Genomic DNA, 17,504 nt, shown 5'->3' with positions numbered 1-17,504 from the left:
GTCGTTGTTGGGGCGCCCGATGAAGCCGCGAACACCGACTCTCCTTCTGGCCGCGGTCCTCTCCGCGGCCTGCTCCAGCCCCTCCAGGCAAACCGCGCCGGACCAGCGGAATGCCGGAGCCGAGGAGGCGGCCACCCCGCCGCCGTCTCCTCCACCACCGCCGTCCCCATCACCGCCGTCCCCGAAGCTCCGCGCTGTCGCGCGGACCGGCGGCTCCCTCGCGCGCGCCCCCCAAGACGACGCGCTGTACCTGGCCGACGAGGACCACGCCGTCGTCCGGCGCATCCCGCTGCCGGTCGACGTGAGCACGCCGCCGATCGCGATCGCGGTCCCCGGGCGCCCCGCGCAGGTCCTCGCGCTCGACGGCCGCGTGCTCGTCACGATCCGAGATCCCGGGCTGCTGCTCGTCATGCGCCCGGATCCGACAGCAGGCCTCGTCGAGGTCGCGCGCGTGCCGCTGCCGGCCGACGCCTGGGGGCTGGCGATCACGCCGGACGAGCGCACCGCCCTCGTCACCAGCGCGTGGACCGGCAAGGTCTCCGCGGTGGATCTGGAGACCGCCACAAGGTCGTGGTCGATCGACGTCCCGCGCGAGCCCCGCGGCGTCGTCGTCCGCGAGGACGGCGCGGCCGCGTACATCACGCACCTCACGTCGGCGGCGCTCACCCGGATCGACCTGCGCGCTCCACCCCAGGCGAGGCCTGTCGCGCTCCCCGCGTCGCCGTACCGCGCCCCCCCGGACGCGCCGCGCGCCGCCTCGCTCGGCTACGCGGCCGCGCTCTCCCCGGACGGCCGCCGCCTGTTCGTCGCGCGCCACGCGCTCGGCGCGGTCGGCGATCTGGCGTGGTTCGGCGCCGCCTCGGTCGACGTCCTGCAGACGGGCAACGACGAGCCCCTCGCGCCGCGCCGCCGCGAGGGCGCCCCGATCCGGACGGCGCCGGCCTTCGACATCGACATCCTGGGTGACCCGGAGCTCGAAGCCCCGAGGACCGAGCTCGCCCCGTTCGTCCAGCCGCGCGCCCTCGTGGTCCGCGCGAGCACCCGCACGCTGCTCGTCGCCAGCGAGGGCACCGACGCGCTCGTGGAGCTCGACGCGCTCTCGGTCGAGCCGACCCTCCGGCCCCTCCGCACGTACCCGCTCGGCAGCGCGCCGGCGTTCGACAAGGCGACGCCGGGGTCCCTGGAGTTCCTGTCGCGACGGGTCGGCGCGGCGACCCTGTGCGGCGCGCCGAGCGGCGTCGCCCTCTCCAGGGACGAATCCCAGGCCTGGGTGTACTGCCGCTCGACAGACACCCTCGCCATCGTCCGCCTCGACGCGCACGATCCGGAGGTCCCCCACGAGCCGGGGCCCGTGCCGTTCATCCGCCTGGCCGACCCTCCGCTCTCCGAGCAGGCCGCCATCGGCCGGAGGCTCTTCTACAACGCGACCGACTGGACCACGAGCGGCGGGCTCGGGTGCGCCGGGTGCCACCCCGACGGGCGCGACGACGGCCACGTGTGGCACGAGGTCAGCGGCGACGACGTCGCCAACTTCTTCGGATCGGCCGACAACCGGCCGATGGAAGGGCTCGCGGGCGGCGTGGCGCGGCAGACTCCCATGCTCGCAGGGCGCGTGTCGGCCGAGGGCCCTTATGGCTGGAACGCCCAGAGCGAGAGCCTGGCCGCGCGCATCCGGGAGGGCTTCGGCCTTCACCGATGGGGGATGGGCGGCGGCGCGGACGCCGAGCTCGCGCTGCGCGCGAGCCACCTCGCCAGCTTCCTGCGCGAGGGGCTCGCGACTCCGCCCAGGGAGACCCGGCCGCTCACGCCGGACGAGAAGCACGGCCTCGCGCTCTTCACGAGCGAGGCGGCGCAGTGCTCCCGCTGCCATGTGCCAGAGACCGAGTACACCGATCGGACGGGTTACCCGATGCCGGGCCTCGGCGAGAGGCCCGGGTTTTACCGGGAGAAGAAGGGCACCGTCTACAAGACGCCCTCCCTGCGCTTCGTCGCCGGGACAGCGCCCTATTACCACGATGGCTCCGCGAGGACGCTCGAAGAGCTCGTCGAGAAGAACGAGGATCGCATGGGCCGCACCAGCCACATGTCGAGCAAAGACAAGGCGGCGCTCGTCGCCTTCCTGAGGACGTTATGAAGAAGCGATGGTGGATGATCGGTACAGTCCTCTTCGGCGCGCTCGCGCCGGCGCAAGCCGCGGAGCCGCCGAGCGCCCAGTCCGTCGAGCCGGACGGCGCCGCCGTCGAGTCTCGGGCGCAGACGGGGGAAGCGCCCCCGGACGGCGGAGGCGGCAAGGAGGCGCCCAAGGTGCGCGCGCTGGAGGAGGCGCCGCCTGCGCCCGAGCGGACGCCGCGGCCCGCGGCGGCGGAGTGGGACGCCGCCGAGCCGGTGCGGCTCGCGAGGGACAGGAGCGGCGCCGCGTGCAAGGCGCGGATGCGGCGCGAGTGGCTGCGCATCGACTGCACGGCGCCCTCGCTGGCCATGGTGAGGACGCTCGGGGCGAGCGCCGGCGAGGCGTGGTTCGGGCTGGACCAGAAAGGGAGCGACGGGCTCGCGACGGGCGTCTCGGTGGTGTTCCCCGTCCGGCTCGGGGATCGGAGGGTGATCGAGATCGGGTCGGAGAGCTTCGAATACCGAGGTCAGGTCGGGTTCTCGACCAGCTTCGTGATCTCCGAGCAATGGCTCGATGGCGACGCCGGGCCGCTCGTGAGCGTGCTCTGAGGCCCGCCCGGGGCGAGACTCCCGGGCAGGACGTGAGCAGGGAAGGGCCCTCGCGGTCGGACTCGCTTGCCCGGGCGCGCGCGGCGTGCCTTGATGGCGCGCGTGACGACAGGATTCTTCGAGGCAGGTGGCTTTCGTTTCCGGCTCGATCGCGAGGGGGCCGAGGTGAGCGGGGGGCCGGCGCGCCCGGTCCAGGCGAGGATCGAGCCCGACGAGGCGGGCCTCGACGGGGACGAGCCGCTGGCCGAGCTCCTGGGCCGCCGGCTGTCGGCGCTGCTCGGCGCGCCGGTCAGCGACGACGAGGGGATCTTCGACCTGGCGGTCGAGCGCGATGGGGCCGTCGTCGCGGCCGTTCAGCTCTCGTGCGGCGAGGACGACGAGGACGTGCTCGAGCTGCTCGGCGAGCGGGCGCCCTCGCTCCCGGTGCGCGCGCTCGTCGAGGCGCTCGTCGAGGCGCTGCGCGGCCCGGGCTGACCGCGCGCGGCACCGGAGCGCGCGGGCCGTCCGGCAGGGAGGCGGGCGTCTGGCGCCGAGACCGCCGTCGCGTCCAGACCCGCGCCCGCCCCCGGCGCCCGTGGGCTAGCATCGCCGCATGCGACTCGACAGAAACACGATCCTCATCACGGGCGGCGCCAGCGGCATCGGCCTCGCCCTGGCCCGGCGCTTCGTGGGCGCCGGGAGCACGGTCGTCGCCTGCGGCAGGCGGCAGGAACAGCTCGAGCAGGCCCAGCGGGAGTGCCCCGGGCTCCGCGCGATCCAGTGCGACGTGTCGGTCGAGGCCGAGCGCGCGGCGCTGGTCGAGCGGGTCACGCGCGAGTTCCCCGGCCTCAACGTGCTCATCAACAACGCGGGAGTCCAGAACCGCCCGCCTCCCTTGCTGGAGACGCAGGACTGGTCGAGGCATCGATCGGAGATCGCCATCAACCTCGAAGCTCCGATGCACCTCTCCATGCTGCTCATTCCCCACCTGCTCCAGCAGGAGTCGCCCGCCATCCTCAACGTGACCTCGGGCCTCGCGTTCGTCCCGATCGCGTTCATGCCGACGTACTGCGCGACCAAGGCGGCGCTGCACTCGTTCACCCTGAGCTTGCGTTACCAGCTCAAGGACACCCCGGTTCGCGTCATCGAGGTCGTCCCGCCCGCCGTCAACACGGACCTCGGCGGAAAAGGGCTGCACGACGCGGGCGTGCCCCTGGACGAGTACGCGGACCACGCGATGGCCCGGATCGAGAAGGGCGAGCTGGAGTTCGGCTACCAGTTCTCCGAGAAGGGGCGCCTGAGCTCGCGAAAGGAGCTCGACGAGGTGTTCACCGCCATGAACGAGCGGTTCGCGCCGCGCCGCTGAGGCCACGCACGGCGCCCCGTTGCGTCCGCGTTCCCTGTCGCCGGGCCGCTGGAATGCGGTAGCGAGCGGCGCGGCCGCCGTCGAGCACATGGCTGTGCCAACGTCGGGTGAGCCAAGCTGCCCCTGGAAATCTGTGGTGGGAGGGCGGAGAATGGGCCTGACCCGTGCCGAAGCCTTCCCATCTCCGGTCCGTCGATCCTACCCCCGCCCCGGCGGCGCAGGGCGCTGCGCCCCGCCCGCGTGGCGCCGCGGTCGAGGGCGTGGCGAAGCCGGGCAAGCGGCGGAAGTCCTCGGCGGCGGAGGAGCTGCGCGTCGTTCGCGGGGCGGCTGCGCGCACCCGGCGCGGGGACATCGAGGCGTTGCTGCGCCGCGAGGGCATCTACAGCTCCCTCCTGGCGGCGTGGCGCGAGCAGCTCGCCCCCCACGGCAGCGAGGCTCTCGCGGAGCGCGAGCCCGGTCGCACGCCGAAGCAGGACGCGGAGGACCGGCGCATCGCCGAGATCGAGGAGCGCTCGGCGCGGCTCGGACGGAAGCTCGCGCTCGCCGAGGAGCTCATCGCGCTCCAGAAAAAGTCCCTGCCATTCTGGCCGTCAATCTCAAGAGCGACGGATCCGTGAAACATCCCATGATAACAATCGTCGGCAAGCAATTCCGGGAAACATCCATGACAAATTCACAGCAGCATCGATTCTCTCGTTGGTTCGTGCTGGCGTTCGCGTCAGTCGCGCTGGCAGGCTGTGGCGGTGGTGACGATGCCACAGGGGCCTCGAGCAGCTCATCGTCTTCCAGCAGCTCTTCGTCTTCCAGCTCCAGCTCCAGCTCATCTTCGAGCAGCTCCAGCTCCAGCTCATCTTCGAGCAGCTCCAGCTCATCTTCGAGCAGCTCCAGCTCATCTTCGAGCAGCTCTGGTTCGTCTGGTGGCGAGGTTACGCCCCTCCCCGATTTCTCCAAGTATTCAGCCTACACTCAGCAATACACTGAGAAGACCGTGATCACGTCGAATCACGCGACCGGCCATGTTGGTGATTTTTTCTTCACTCACTGGAAAGATGGCGGCTCGACCTCTTTGACTGTGGACCTGAATGGTGAATTCAGCGTGACCTGGCAGGGTGGTGGCTATAACTATGTCGGTGGTCCAGGATGGCATTACGGAGATGAGAACAGGGTGATCGGCTACCGCCTGGATAGCGACAGCGGCGCGAGCTATATCGCCTTGTACGGCTGGGGGTACGACAAGACCATGCCCACGTCGAACGCGGCACACCTGGTGGAGTATTACATCTTGCAGCGATGGAGTTATGACCCCAGCCAGGGTGCTACCGCTGGCAAGACCTTCGTGAGCGATGGGGTCGAGTATTCCACCTACCGCTCGACGCGGCAGCAGCAGCCCTCTATCAACGGTCGCTCCACGTTCTATCAGTACTGGAGCAAGCCTGCTCGGCCGCAGGCCCTCGGGCAGGACCACAAGATCATCTTCGCCGATCACCTGAAGGCATGGGCCGACACCGGCTGGATCGTTCCGAACATGAACAATCTGGACGCGAGTGACGATCCCACCTATCAGGTCCTGGCCGTCGAGGTGTTCAACCCCGGTAGCAATGGAACTGCATCGGGCCGCGTTTGGGACGACACGCCCTGATCGAAGGAAGATGTGGCGCTCCTGAACGTCTCGTGGGTGTACGGCGCGAACCCCGTGTCCGTTCTGTAGACCGCATCCTCGCGAGGTGCGCGCCGTCGCCGTAGATTGGCGACGGCGCAGGCAACTCCTCGGCAGGCGACCGGCCCCTGGGTCGGTCGCGCCGGGCCGGCTCAGCGCGGGATCAGGTTGCGGCAGCCGCTGCCGCAGTCGTCCCCGTCGAGGTTGTTGCCGTCGTCGCACTCCTCCACGGCCTGCACGACGCCGTCGCCGCAGAACTCGCCGAGCCGGCAGTCCGCTCCGCACTCGCCGTAGCCGCCGTCGTTCACGCCGTCGTCGCACTGCTCGCCCAGGCCGACGATGCCGTCGCCGCAGATCGGCGCGCACTCGCTGCGCGCGGTCGCGAACCCCTGCAGCGTGAGCTTGAACGTCGAGGCCGCGGTCTGGCGCTCGGCGTGGAACACGGCGATCTGGTAGACGCTGCCGTCCACGAGGCCGAGGTCGACGTTCCGCGCCGGGATGACCTCGTCGTCTTCCGCGGCGTAGGTCACCCTGCCTGCCCCCGAGGCGTTGATGACGAGGTGCCCGGTGACGGCGCTGTGGATGCCGCCGACGTCGACCGCGAGGCGATCGTTGATGAACACCCACACGTCGTCGTCGCCCGTGAAATCGAGCACGTACTCCTCGCCCGCCGTGTACTGGAACCAGTAGCGGATCTCGCTCGTGAAGTGGAAGTTGTGATCCGGGGTGCCCTCCTCCTTCAACCAGCTCCCGTCCCCGTAGCTCGGGAAGATATCGGCGGGGACGCGCTCGGCCGCCGGCGTGAACGGATCGCCGTCGACCGGGAAGAACAGCGGGTTCCCGTCGTAGGAGGCCTCCAGGTACCTCGCCCAGTAGACCCCGCCGCGCTCCTCGCAGCCGCGGAACTCGGGGCTGTGGATGTCGCCGCAGGAGGCGGTGTTCTCGGTCGTCGAGGTGCACGGCTCCCCGTCCTCCTCGTTGCCCACGTTGCCGCAATAATGCGCGCTCTCCGGGGACAGCAGGGACCACTGCTCGCCGTCCGCGCCCCACCGGTTCACGAAGCGGCCGTCGCCCGTGTCCCACAGCGTGAGGGTGGTGACCGTGGTGCTGTTGGTGCCGGGCACGTCACGGTACCAGTCGGCGAAGCTCTGCGCGCTGGTGACAAGGCTGTTCGCGACCGCCATGTACGTCGGCTTCTTCCCGGCGTCGAGCCGGGGCGCGACCATGCCGAACACCGGCGCGCTGCGCCCGGGGCCATTCGGCTGGAAGTCCGGGTGGGCCGCGCGGAAGTCGCGGTACACCGCCGGCACAGCCATCGATCCCGAGGGCTGCGGCACGGCGCAGTCATAACCCGGCTCTTCCGTGCACGCCGCGGAGCAGCCGTCGCCGTCGATGTTGTTGCCGTCGTCGCACTCCTCCGCGAGCACGAGGCCGTCTCCGCAGCGGGAGGCGCAGGAGCCCGCGGAGCAATCGGGCTCGGCCTGGCAGCTCGTCGAGCAGCCGTCGAAGGGCAGCGTGTTGCCGTCCTCGCAGCTCTCTGCGCCCTCCCGCGCGTCGTCGCCGCAGGCCGTCGGCGTGCACGCGCTCGGGCTGCCGTCGCATTTGTGGCCGACCTCCACCTTGCACGTCGGCGAGCAGCCGTCGCCCGGGTCGGTATTGGCGTCGTCGCAGAGCTCCGGAAACACCACGGCCCCGTCCCCGCAGCGGGCGATGCGCACGCAGGCAGCTCCCGGCATGGCGCAGGACCAGCCCAGCTCGACCGAGAGGCAATCCCCGGGACAGCCGTCCCCGCCCGCGACGTTGCCGTCGTCGCACGCTTCGTCCGACGTCAGGACTCCATCCCCGCAACGGAACGTGGCGCCGTCGTCGCCCACGCCGATGTCGTCGCCGATCCCCGTGGCGCCGCTGCCGGCGCTCCCGGCGCTGCTGGAGCTACCCCCGACGCCCGGCCGCCCGTCATCGGGGGTACCCTCGTTGGACGCAGAGCAGCTCGCCACCAGGGCGATCCAGCTTGCGATGACGATCGTCGAACCAGGCCGCGAAACACAAGGATGCATGACCTCCTCCTTCCGGTCGCCCGGGACCTCTCGGGGGGCGTGACGTGGCGACAGTCTCTCACATGGGTGCCCTGCGCTCGAGCGCCTCGTGCGCGCGTCGCCACCCGCGCGGTCGTGGATTGAAGTCGACCACCTCGCCGCGCGGATAAATCCCGACACAGCGCCGCCTTCCCGCGAGGGCGGAAGCTCCGCAGCGCGCACCGCGTCGTGGAAGCTCGTCCCTTGTCTCGTGATGGCGAAGAATTCGAATCCCAGAGGCACAGAGGACACAGCGTTGCTTTGTTCTCTCCAATGTGCCCTCTGTCCCGCTGGGATCCCTTCTCTTCATGAACAGGGATGAGCCTGGGCCTCTTCAACCGGTGTTGCCTCCTCGCGCGCACGATCCGGGAGCTCCTCGGCCAGAGGCTCCGCGGCACGACGTGGCCGCATCGCTGATCGACCGCGCGAGCGGCAATCCGAGGGAGGCGCGGGGCGGCTTGACAGATTTTGACGATGCCACGATAATTTCCGCCCCACGACGACTAGGCCGGGGGAACAGGAGGCCGACGTGACCTGGACGATTATCTCGGATAAGAAGTACGAGAAGACGCTCTCGAAGTCGGGGCTGATGGGCTCCGAGGAGCGAAAGCTCAACGAATGGCTCGCCCTCGTGCCGAGCAAAGGTCCGTTCGACGCCGCCAGGGAGCTGCACATCGACTGCACGAAGCTCAAGGGCGTGTCGGACGAGTGGCACCTTTACCTGGGGAGCTACCAGCGCCTGTTCTTCACGGTGACGGGGTTCCAGCAGGTCGAGCTGCTGGGCGTCGGACACACCTGAAGCGCCGCGGGCCTCGCCACCGAGGCCGTTGAAGCCGCCGACGCGGAGAGACGGCGACGCCCATCGCGTCCTCCGCTCCCGGCCAGCGCCCGTACCGACCTCGCCACGACGCTGCGTCCTGCTCGATCCCGGGAGAGACAACGTCGAGATCGTCCACCACGGCCGGTGCACGGATCGGCGGACGCTATCGAGGTCACGTTCTGACCTGGGCGAGCGCGCCGCCATGGCGCGGATCCACCACCCTTGCGCACCTTGTGATGGATCCGGAGACTCCTGAGCGAGGCACTTCCATCCTTCCTGATTCCAGCTTCGCTCTCCCGGTGCTACGCTGACCGACATGCCCCGGTCTCGGGGGCCAGGAGCGTTGTCGCATCAGCGCGTCAATGAGCCTGGCCACGACGACGGCACGGAGGGTACCGCTCGTGTGGCAAGCATCGGCTTCGGGTGGACGTTCTGACGCCAATCTCCAGAGGGTGGACAGCGCGCGTTCCGTCGCGCCGCGCTCGGACCGCTCCGGCGACGCCGGCCCCGCTTCGTCTGTCGGCGGGCGGGGCGACGTGGCGCAGGACCCGCGGCGCAACCAGCTCGTCGCGGGGCGGTACAGGCTCGTGCGGCTGGTCGGACGCGGCGCCATGGGCGAGGTGTGGCGCGCGCACGACGGGGCGCTGCGGGTCGACGTCGCGCTCAAGCTCCTCGCGGTGCAGCGCGAGGGCCAGGCGGGCACCGCGCTGGAGCGCTTCCGGTTCGAGGCCCAGGTCGCGGCGCAGCTAGCGCAGAAGACGGACCACGTCGTCGCCGTGCGCGACGTCGGCGACGATCCTGCCGTGGGGCCGTACCTCGTCATGGGCTATGTTCGCGGTCGATCCCTGAAGCAGCTCATGCAGGAGCGGGGGCCGATGTCCCCGGCGGAGCTCGCCCCGCTCCTCGGCCAGATCGGAGAGGCCCTCTCGGTCGCGCACGGCCTCGGCATCGTGCACCGCGACGTCAAGCCGACGAACGTGCTGCTGGAGGAGGGGCGCGACGGTGAGGTGCGCGCCAAGGTCGCGGACTTCGGCATCGCCAAGTGGATCCGGAAGGAGCTGCCAGCCGACTTCCCCCGTCGAACCGACGCCGGCGTGGTGCTGGGGACGCCGGCGTACCTGAGCCCGGAGCACACATGCGATGGGGACACCGGCCCGCACTCGGACATGTGGGCGCTCGCGGTCGTCTCGTACGAGGCGCTCACGGGCCGACTGCCGTTCGCGGGCCACACCATGAGCGACGTGATCGCCTCGATCCTGGCCCGGGCGCAATCGCCGCAGCCGGCGCCGTACCCGGAGGAGCTGCCGGCGCTCTCGGCCTGGTTCGAGCGCGCCTTCGCCCTCGATCCGACGGAGCGATTCCCCTCGATCGAGGCCATGGTCGCCGCCTACAAGGCCGCGGTCGGCCCGTCGGGCGCGCCGGCGCGCGCCGAGCCCGCGCGCCGGGGCAAGCTGGGCCTCGCGGCCGGCCTCGTCGTGGCGCTCGGCGTCGTGCTGTCGACCGGCGCGCTGCGGGCGCAGGCCGAGGTACCCGCCGCGCTGCGGGCGTCGAGCGTCGACGCGCGCGCCGCCGCCGTCGTTCGCGCCGCGCAGGCGCGCATCGCCGCCCAGGCGAGCCCACGCCCAGCCGCGCGACCGGAGGACGCCGCGGCGGTGGCCGTCCCTGCGCCCGAGGAGGCCTCCGACCCCGCGGCCGCGCCGCGCACCCCCTCCGCGCAGGACGCGCGCCCGGTCGACCCCCGCCCGGCGCCGCGGAGCGCCCGCGGCAACCGCGCGACGGGCGCGCGGGGCGTGTCCACCGAGCGCGAGCTGCTCAGGACGCGCCACTGAGCGGTCGTTCCCGACGACCTCCCTCGAGGTCGCGGCCAGCGTCGCCCGGCGTCGTGCGCGCTCCCGGACACCCCACGAGCCTTTTCCCCATGGCGGAATCGACCGTGTTCGACATGCCCGCGCGGCGGCCGCGGCCGCCCGGCCGGGTGGCGGGGCGCGGACCGCTCTGTTATGTCAGTCCCTCGCAGACAAGGAGCGTCGCAGGTGAGCGTCCGCAAGCGTCACAATGTGAAGGTCATGGGCCGGGGTGACGTCGACATGATCTTCGCGCACGGCTACGGGTGTGATCAGAACATGTGGCGCCTGCTCACCGGCGCGTTCGAGGACAGTCACCGCATCATCCTGTATGACCTCGCCGGTTGCGGCGGCTCGGATCTGTCCGCGTACGACCGCAGGAAGTACGACACGCTCGAGGGGCACGCCCGCGACGTGGTCGAGATCCTGGGAGAGATCGCGACCGGGCCGGCGGTGTTCGTCGGACACTCGGTCAGCGCGATGATCGGGCTGCTCGCCGGGATCGCGGCGCCCGAGCGCTTCCGCGAGCACATCATGGTCGGGCCGTCTCCCTGCTACATCAACGACGGCGACTACGTCGGCGGGTTCTCGCGCGACGACATCGACTCGCTCCTCGACGCGCTCGACAGCAACTACCTCGGATGGGCCAGCGCCATGGCCCCGACCATCATGGGCGCGCCGGATCGGCCCGAGCTCGGCGAGGAGCTGACCAACAGCTTCTGCAGGACCGACCCGGAGATCGCCAAGCACTTCGCGCGCGTGACCTTCCTCTCGGACAACCGGGCCGATCTCCCCAGGCTCACCGCGCGCTCGCTCATCCTGCAGTGCTCCGACGACGTGATCGCTCCGCCCTCGGTGGGCGAATACCTGCACAAGGCGCTGCCGAACAGCGCGCTTCGCGTCATCGACAACATCGGTCACTGTCCTCATCTCAGCGCGCCCGGGCCGATCGTAGGGGCAATGCGAGAGTTCCTCGAGGCGTGAGCCGGGCGGGTCGATGAGCTCCGCCGGGGAACGCTCAGGCGACGCGCTCGACCTCTACGAGCTGGCCGCGTGCGGCCTCCTCACGACCGCCGCCGACGGGACGATCGAGCGGGTCAATCGTACGATGTGCGCCTGGACGGGGTTCTCCGCGGCCGAGCTCGTGGGCAAGCGGTTCCAGGATCTGCTCACCATGGGCAGCAAGCTGTTCCACTACACCCACTGGATGCCGCTGCTGCAGATGCAGGGCTCTGTCGCCGAGGTGCAGCTCGAGATCGTGCACCGCGACGGCCGCGTGTTCCCCGTCCTCGTGAACGCCGCCCGCCGCGCGGGCCCGGCCGGGGCCGCCTCGTCCGCTCGGCCGCCGGTCGACGTCGCCGTGTTCATCGCCACGGACCGCCGCAAGTACGAGCGGGAGCTGCTGCTCGCGAGGAAGCGGGCGGAGGAGCTCCTCGCGAGCGAGCGGCAGGCGCAGGAGGCGCGGGCGCGCGCGGAGGCCCGGCTGCGGCTCGCGCTCGACTCGGCGCACCTGCGCGTCTGGAGCGTCGACATGACGACAGGCGCCCGTCACTACGAGCGCGACGTGGCCTCGCTGGTCGGGCTCCCTCCCGCCGACGAGCTGGCCCCCGAGGCGTACGCCGAGCGCATCCACCCGGACGACCGCGCCGCCGAGGCGGCCGCGTTCGCCGCGGCGATCGATCCGGAGCGCCGCGCGACGTACTCGGTCGAGCACCGGCTCCTCGGTCATGACGGCGTCGAGCGGATCGTCCGCTCCACCGGGCGCGCGTTCTTCGACGACGGCGGCAAGCCGGTCCACTTCACCGGCGTGATCGAGGACGTGACGGACCGCCGGAGGAGCGAGGAGGCGGTCCGGCAGCGCGAGACCGAGTTCCGGACGCTGGCCGAGAACTCGCCCGACGTGATCGCGCGCCTCGACCGGGCGCACCGCTACGTGTACCTGAGCCCCGCCGCCGAGGAGCTCATCGGGAGGCCCGTGGAGGACCTCCTCGGAGAGCGGGTCGGCCGGGGCGGGCTGGGGGACGCGGACGCGGCCGCCTGGCACGCGGCGATCGACGAGGCGTTCGCGGGTCGCGATGGCACGCTCGCGTTCACCTACGAGGCGCAGGACGGCCGTCGGCGCGAGTTCCAGGCGCATGTGGTCCCCGAGCGCAACAGCCGCGGAGAGATCGCCACGGTCCTCGGGCTCACGCGCGACGTGACCGCCCTGCGCCAGCAGGAGCGCGAGGCGCAGCAGCGCGCGGTCCTGGCAGAGCAGCTCATCGGGATCGTCAGCCACGATCTCCGCAACCCGCTGAACGCGGTCCTCCTGGGAACACAGCTGCTCGGGGACGCCGACGCCGAGCTCCAGGGCGTGGTCGCCGGCCGGATCACGGCCGCCGCCGACCGCGCGATCAGGCTCATCGGGGACCTGCTCGACTTCACGCAGGCGAGGCTCGGCGGCGGCCTGCGCGTGCAGCGCCGCGAGATCGATCTGCACCTGTTCGCGGCCGGCTTCCTCGACGAGCTGAGGCTCGCCTGGCCGGGCCGTCGGGTCGAGCACCGACGCACGGGGGACGGCCTCGGGTCCGCCGATCCGGATCGCCTCGCGCAGATCCTCACCAACCTGGTGAACAACGCGCTGACATACGGCACCCCGGACGAGCCGGTCACGGTGACGACGGCCGTGGCCCGGGACGCGCTCGAGATCCGGGTGCACAACGCGGGGCGGCCCATCCCGCAGGAGCTCCAGGCGCGGATCTTCGAGCCCATGCAGCGGGGGGCGGCGCAGGTGGGGCCGAGCTCGCGCAGCGTCGGGCTCGGCCTCTACATCGTGCGCGAGATCGCGAGCGCGCACGGCGGCCGGGTGAGCGTACGCTCGACGGAGCGCGAGGGGACCACGTTCACCGTGGTGCTCCCGCGCGCCCAGGCAGCAGCGCGCGCATCGCAGGGGTGATGACGTCCGCGGTCGCGCGGCGCCAGGCGTCCGCCATGACGGCGCCCTCGGGGCGCCCGTGCGCGGCGAGGGCCGCCGCGTCGGCGAAAGCACGGACCGTCGTCATCAGAGCCGTCGCCGCGAGCGCGAGGATGACCAGCGTTTGCGCAGCAACGGATGCGTGCGTCGAGCCGTGTCGGACGAGCTTGTTCGATGCCGTTGCTCGCAATCGCGAAACGCCGACCTCGCGCGAAACCTCGGGCACGTAGCCCAGCTCGCGCTTCGCGAGCGCGTTCGAGAGCTCGAGGCGCTTGCCGATCAGCCGAACGGTCTCGAGGCTGAGAGGCGGTTGCTTGCCGGGTCTGAACAGCGCGAAGACGAGGCCCATCATCCGCGCCAGCAGGGCTCCGAACCAGTACGGGACGGCCCGCGCTTTGGCCGGTTGGCCCGTCGCCTCGATCACGTCCGTGAAGAACTGACGCATGCTCGTCACGTCGTCGTCGGTCACGAAGTAGGCCTTTCCGCCCATGCCATGGTCCACGGCGCGGGCGACGGCGCTTGCGAGGTTGTCGACGTGGCAAACGCTGTAGGCATACTCGCCGCCACCGATCCACATGAAGCGTCCTTCGTGGAACGCGTGGGCGATGTGCCCGATCGACGGTGCGCCCTCGCCCCAGATGAACGGAGGGCGGACGGCGATGGTCGCCATTTCGCTGCCGTTCGCCTCCAGCACGATCCTTTCCGCGAGGCCCTTGGTCGCGCTGTACGGCATCGACCGGTGATGCACGACGGGGAGCGCCTCGTCGCCGTGGGTAGGGCGGCCCGGCTCGATGACGATGGACGCCGCGCTGACGTAGATGAACCGCCGAGCCTTGGCCTGGCGCGCGCAGGTCAGTACCCTTCGCGTGCCTTCCACGTTCGTCCGTTCGTGGTCGCGATAGCGTACGCCGCTGGTCAGCGATGCGGCGGCGTGCACGACGACGGTCGAACCGCGCATCCCCGCCGCGAGCGACCGCTCGTCGTCGAGATCGCCTCGGACCGGCTCGGCGCCGAGCGATGAAACGGTTCGGGCGCTCTCCTCGCTGCGCGCGAGCGCACGCACGCGGTGACCCGCGGAGACCATTGCCCGAATGATGGCGGCGCCCACGAAGCCGCTACCTCCAGTGACGAAAATGAGTTCGGCCATTTCTGCACTCTCCCTGCCGGTGTCGGCCGGCGAGAGTTAATATATCACCGCTATACGCCGTGTCTATAGCGACGCTATACTATTTGCTGAGGGCGCCCCGGGAGCGCCGCGAAGAGGCTGTCGAGCGCGCGTTTTCCGCGCGGACGGGATGGAGGGACACGCCCATCGTGCGGCGCCCTTGGCCGACGATGCGATCGAAGACCGGACATCCGATCCACGATCGCCTGCTCGGACGCGGCGGCGCCATGTCGGAGCTGAAAGCCGATGGGGCGCCAGGGTAGCTGTGCTACCCTCCATCGATGGCCGGTGTGAAGGATACGCTGCTGGACGTCGCGTACCGCGTGCTCGAAGAGGAGGGAGCGTCCGCGCTCACGACACGGCGGGTCTGCGAGGAAGCGGGCGTCACGATGCCGACCCTCTACCATCACTTCGGCAACCGTGACGGGCTCCTGTCGGCGGTCCATGCCGTCGCGCTCGAGAAGTTCATGGCGAGGAAGCGTGCGCTCGCGCAGACGTCCGATCCCGTCGCGGACCTCCGCGCGAGCTGCGAGCAGGTGCTCGAATTTGCCGTTGCGCATCCGGCAGTCACGGCGGCCGTCATGGCGCGTGCGGTCGAGCTCCCTTCGATGTTCTCGCAGGCGTACGCGCTGATGCGGCACCGCATCGAGCGCTGCGCGAAGAGCGATGCGCTGCGTGTGCCGGTCGAACAGGCTGCGGAGCACGTCTGGGCCGTCATCCAAGGGCTCGCGCTCTCGATCGTCGCGAGCCCGACGGGCACGTCGCCAAGCCGGCAGACAACCCGGGCGGCGCTCGACGCGCTCTTCCGCGGGCTCTTTGGAAAGGCCTAGCTCGCGCGGCTCCGGTGCGAGCGCTGCGAAGAGTAGCAAAGCGCTCTACGATACATGTTGACATTTGGCGCTCTTGTTGTCACAATGTTTTCATGCCAGCGACGATGACAGACGACGAGGCTGCCGTCCGGCGCGCGAGGATCCTGACGGCCGCGCGCTGGTGCTTCCTGAACTTCGGCTTTGCGAAGACGGCGTTCGAGGACATCGCCAAGCGCGCCAACCTCTCGCGGACGCTGCTCTACCGGATCTTCAAGGACAAGGAGGAGATCTACCAGGCCGTCTTCGTGGACTGGTTGGTCTCCCGGCACCCTGCTGCGAAGCAGGCGGCGGAGGGGCCTGGCAGCCCCTATGAGCGCTTGCTCGGCGTCTGCCGTCTGATGGTGCTCGAACCTTGGGCCGAGATGGTCGGCACGCCGATGGGGGGCGAGTTCCTCGAGGCCTGTGAGCGGATCGACCCCGAGAGTGAGGCGCACTACCGGAAGGTTGTGCACGGGTGCGTCGCCGCGATTCTGGGCGACGAAGCGAGCGCCGAGGTCTTCTTGCTCGCGCTCGACGGGTTGCTCGCCGACCGGCCCTCGATGGAGGTGCTCGAGCAGCGGACGCAGCTCCTCGCGGCGCGCTTCGCTCCTCGCTCGTCGAAGAAGGGAGCAAGGTCATGACAGCGTCAGCTGAGATCCAGGAGCTCGCCATTGTCACCGGTGCATCTACCGGCATCGGCGCGGCCACGGCACGCGAACTGGCTCGGCGAGGGTTCCACGTCCTCGCGGGTGTCCGGCGCGACCGGGACGCCGACGCGATCCGGGGGCCGGGTATCGAGCCGCTGATCCTCGACATCACCAACCCGGACCACATCCAGGCGCTCGCTGCTCGGGTGCGCGAAGACCCGCAGCGCCGGGCAGTGCGGGCGCTCGTGAACAACGCCGCCATCGGCGTCAACGCGCCGGTCGAGGCCTTCGCGATCGACGAGTGGCGCCGCCTGTTCGAGGTGAACCTCTTCGGCCACATCGTCGTGACCCAGACACTCCTGCCGGCTCTGATCCGCAGCAAGGGTCGCGTGGTCAACATCAGCTCCGTGGGCGGCAAGCTCGCCGGGGCCACCTATGGTCCTTACGCAAGTACAAAGTTCGCGCTCGAAGCCGTCAGTGACTCCTTGCGACGCGAAGTCGCCCCGCTCGGCGTCGAGGTGGTTGTGGTCGAACCGGGCGCGGTGCGCACGGAAATGCCCGGCCGGGCGATCGCCTCCGCCAAGGCGATCGCGTCGGCCATGACGCCCGAGCTGAGCCAGCGCTACGGCGGGCTGGTGCAAGCCGTCAACGCGCAGACCGCAGCGTTCACCGGGGCCGGGTCGGGCCTGCCCGCTGATGCCGCGGCCAAGGTGATCGTCAAGGCAGTGACAGCGCGCAAGCCGCGCGCTCGCTACACTGTCGGCCGCGACGCGGCGCTGCTCACCCTCTTGGCGCGCGTCCTGCCTGATCGAATACTCGACTTCGTCGCTGCCGCCGCCCTGCGTCCCCACTTTTCCAAGGAGAGCAATTGAGCACCACGACTCCGCTACTGCTCGCGTTCGCGCTCGTCGCCGGCGCGGCCCCGCGCCCTATCGGCGAACCGTGACGTGCCGACGCGCCAGCTCAAGCGGCTGACGTTCATGGGGTGCGCGCTCGACGACGTGCGCTTCGAGCCGACCCCACCGAACGTGCCGGGGCGCTTTCCGCGGAGCTGGGAGGGAGAAGGAGGTCCAGACGCTGCGGAGACGCCAAGCCCCAACTGCGGTACCTGGCCTGGGTCTTTGCGCCTTTGTGTCGAGTTCTGGCTGCTCCGCAGGATATGCGCTGTGCGCACGGATCACGCCTCGGCCAGCTGGCGCCGAATCCGAATTTCCGGGCAGCGTAGCCGCGTGTCCGCCTCCGCAAGCACGAGCTGACCCGGCACGTTGTCGGCCGCAGCGCGCTCGATCGCGTCGAGTGCCAGATCCACCTTGCTCTTGAACTGAATGCCGTCAGGGATCTGCGCTTCGCGCCGGCGACTTGGATCGTTGGCACACTCCCGACGCGGCGATCGGCTCAACGCTCTTGCGTTCCAGATCGCTGAGAAGCATGA

17 protein-coding genes are annotated in these 17,504 nt (G+C 70.5%); 13 read left to right on the top strand and 4 right to left on the bottom strand.

Annotated features, from left to right (window positions below; genetic code table 11):
• The first annotated feature begins 19 nt into the window (after nt 1-19).
• The 5 genes from WME76_RS25660 (at nt 20) to WME76_RS25640 (ending at nt 4,680) form a co-directional block, all read left to right on the top strand.
• On the top strand, nt 20-2,134 hold the full coding sequence (locus WME76_RS25660) for a hypothetical protein (RefSeq protein ID WP_437954909.1): 2,115 nt from the start codon (nt 20-22) through the stop codon (nt 2,132-2,134).
• A 14-nt stretch (nt 2,135-2,148) separates the two neighbouring features.
• The gene (locus WME76_RS25655) at nt 2,149-2,718 is read left to right on the top strand and encodes a hypothetical protein (protein ID WP_437954908.1); all 570 of its coding nucleotides are present in this window, start codon (nt 2,149-2,151) and stop codon (nt 2,716-2,718) included.
• 102 nt (nt 2,719-2,820) lie between these two features.
• Complete coding sequence (locus WME76_RS25650) at nt 2,821-3,192, top strand: hypothetical protein (protein WP_437954907.1); 372 nt, start codon at nt 2,821-2,823, stop codon at nt 3,190-3,192.
• Nucleotides 3,193-3,310: 118 nt separating this feature from the next.
• On the top strand, nt 3,311-4,063 hold the full coding sequence (locus tag WME76_RS25645) for an SDR family oxidoreductase (protein WP_437954906.1): 753 nt from the start codon (nt 3,311-3,313) through the stop codon (nt 4,061-4,063).
• Nucleotides 4,064-4,227: 164 nt separating this feature from the next.
• Nucleotides 4,228-4,680: a hypothetical protein gene (locus WME76_RS25640; RefSeq protein ID WP_437954905.1), complete on the top strand. Its 453-nt coding sequence runs from the start codon at nt 4,228-4,230 to the stop codon at nt 4,678-4,680.
• Here WME76_RS25640 and WME76_RS25635 read toward each other — a convergent pair.
• Nucleotides 4,616-5,014 (bottom strand): hypothetical protein, encoded by a 399-nt coding sequence (locus tag WME76_RS25635; protein WP_437954904.1) that lies wholly within the window; start codon nt 5,012-5,014, stop codon nt 4,616-4,618. The genes WME76_RS25640 and WME76_RS25635 overlap by 65 nt on opposite strands.
• 37 nt (nt 5,015-5,051) lie before the next feature.
• Here WME76_RS25635 and WME76_RS25630 point away from each other — a divergent pair, with 37 nt between their 5' ends.
• Entirely contained in the window at nt 5,052-5,702 is a 651-nt protein-coding gene (locus WME76_RS25630) for a glycoside hydrolase family 11 protein (protein ID WP_437954903.1), read from the top strand.
• Nucleotides 5,703-5,872: 170 nt separating this feature from the next.
• On the opposite strand, the gene WME76_RS25625 is transcribed toward WME76_RS25630, so the two are convergent.
• Nucleotides 5,873-7,777: a DUF4215 domain-containing protein gene (locus tag WME76_RS25625; protein ID WP_437954902.1), complete on the bottom strand. Its 1,905-nt coding sequence runs from the start codon at nt 7,775-7,777 to the stop codon at nt 5,873-5,875.
• 547 nt (nt 7,778-8,324) lie between these two features.
• On the opposite strand from WME76_RS25625, the gene WME76_RS25620 reads away from it, so the two are divergent.
• From WME76_RS25620 to WME76_RS25605, 4 genes are all read left to right on the top strand, one after another.
• The gene (locus tag WME76_RS25620; protein WP_061619856.1) at nt 8,325-8,594 is read left to right on the top strand and encodes a hypothetical protein; all 270 of its coding nucleotides are present in this window, start codon (nt 8,325-8,327) and stop codon (nt 8,592-8,594) included.
• A 557-nt stretch (nt 8,595-9,151) separates the two neighbouring features.
• Nucleotides 9,152-10,444 (top strand): protein kinase domain-containing protein, encoded by a 1,293-nt coding sequence (locus tag WME76_RS25615; RefSeq protein ID WP_437954901.1) that lies wholly within the window; start codon nt 9,152-9,154, stop codon nt 10,442-10,444.
• 204 nt (nt 10,445-10,648) lie between these two features.
• The gene (locus WME76_RS25610) at nt 10,649-11,443 is read left to right on the top strand and encodes an alpha/beta fold hydrolase (protein WP_437954900.1); all 795 of its coding nucleotides are present in this window, start codon (nt 10,649-10,651) and stop codon (nt 11,441-11,443) included.
• 13 nt (nt 11,444-11,456) lie between these two features.
• On the top strand, nt 11,457-13,394 hold the full coding sequence (locus WME76_RS25605; protein WP_437954899.1) for a PAS domain-containing sensor histidine kinase: 1,938 nt from the start codon (nt 11,457-11,459) through the stop codon (nt 13,392-13,394).
• Here WME76_RS25605 and WME76_RS25600 read toward each other — a convergent pair.
• Nucleotides 13,342-14,559, bottom strand: a complete 1,218-nt coding sequence (locus WME76_RS25600) for an NAD-dependent epimerase/dehydratase family protein (protein WP_437954898.1) — start codon at nt 14,557-14,559, stop codon at nt 13,342-13,344. The genes WME76_RS25605 and WME76_RS25600 overlap by 53 nt on opposite strands.
• 299 nt (nt 14,560-14,858) lie before the next feature.
• On the opposite strand from WME76_RS25600, the gene WME76_RS25595 reads away from it, so the two are divergent.
• From WME76_RS25595 to WME76_RS25585, 3 genes are all read left to right on the top strand, one after another.
• Nucleotides 14,859-15,407, top strand: a complete 549-nt coding sequence (locus WME76_RS25595) for a TetR/AcrR family transcriptional regulator (protein ID WP_437954897.1) — start codon at nt 14,859-14,861, stop codon at nt 15,405-15,407.
• Nucleotides 15,408-15,511: 104 nt separating this feature from the next.
• The gene (locus tag WME76_RS25590; protein WP_437954896.1) at nt 15,512-16,066 is read left to right on the top strand and encodes a TetR/AcrR family transcriptional regulator; all 555 of its coding nucleotides are present in this window, start codon (nt 15,512-15,514) and stop codon (nt 16,064-16,066) included.
• Nucleotides 16,063-16,944 (top strand): SDR family NAD(P)-dependent oxidoreductase, encoded by an 882-nt coding sequence (locus WME76_RS25585; RefSeq protein WP_437954895.1) that lies wholly within the window; start codon nt 16,063-16,065, stop codon nt 16,942-16,944. The genes WME76_RS25590 and WME76_RS25585 overlap by 4 nt, the downstream gene beginning before the upstream one ends.
• 305 nt (nt 16,945-17,249) lie before the next feature.
• Here WME76_RS25585 and WME76_RS25580 read toward each other — a convergent pair whose 3' ends face one another.
• A complete protein-coding gene (locus WME76_RS25580) occupies nt 17,250-17,471 on the bottom strand; it encodes a hypothetical protein (RefSeq protein ID WP_437954894.1) in 222 nt (73 codons plus the stop codon).
• Nucleotides 17,472-17,504: the final 33 nt, after the last annotated feature.

The organism is Sorangium sp. So ce119, assembly GCF_051524405.1.
GTDB classification, from domain to species: domain Bacteria; phylum Myxococcota_A; class Polyangia; order Polyangiales; family Polyangiaceae; genus Sorangium; species Sorangium cellulosum_G.
This window is presented reverse-complemented; position numbering and strand designations above follow the sequence as displayed.

Coding starts and splice junctions, on each gene's coding strand:
- WME76_RS25655 (WP_437954908.1), top strand. CDS start 2,149: ATGATCGGTACAGTCCTCTTCGGCGCGCTCGCGCCGGCGCAAGCCGCG.
- WME76_RS25585 (WP_437954895.1), top strand. CDS start 16,063: ATGACAGCGTCAGCTGAGATCCAGGAGCTCGCCATTGTCACCGGTGCA.
- WME76_RS25625 (WP_437954902.1), bottom strand. CDS start 7,777: ATGCATCCTTGTGTTTCGCGGCCTGGTTCGACGATCGTCATCGCAAGC.
- WME76_RS25600 (WP_437954898.1), bottom strand. CDS start 14,559: ATGGCCGAACTCATTTTCGTCACTGGAGGTAGCGGCTTCGTGGGCGCC.
- WME76_RS25660 (WP_437954909.1), top strand. CDS start 20: ATGAAGCCGCGAACACCGACTCTCCTTCTGGCCGCGGTCCTCTCCGCG.
- WME76_RS25590 (WP_437954896.1), top strand. CDS start 15,512: ATGACAGACGACGAGGCTGCCGTCCGGCGCGCGAGGATCCTGACGGCC.
- WME76_RS25645 (WP_437954906.1), top strand. CDS start 3,311: ATGCGACTCGACAGAAACACGATCCTCATCACGGGCGGCGCCAGCGGC.
- WME76_RS25595 (WP_437954897.1), top strand. CDS start 14,859: ATGGCCGGTGTGAAGGATACGCTGCTGGACGTCGCGTACCGCGTGCTC.
- WME76_RS25605 (WP_437954899.1), top strand. CDS start 11,457: ATGAGCTCCGCCGGGGAACGCTCAGGCGACGCGCTCGACCTCTACGAG.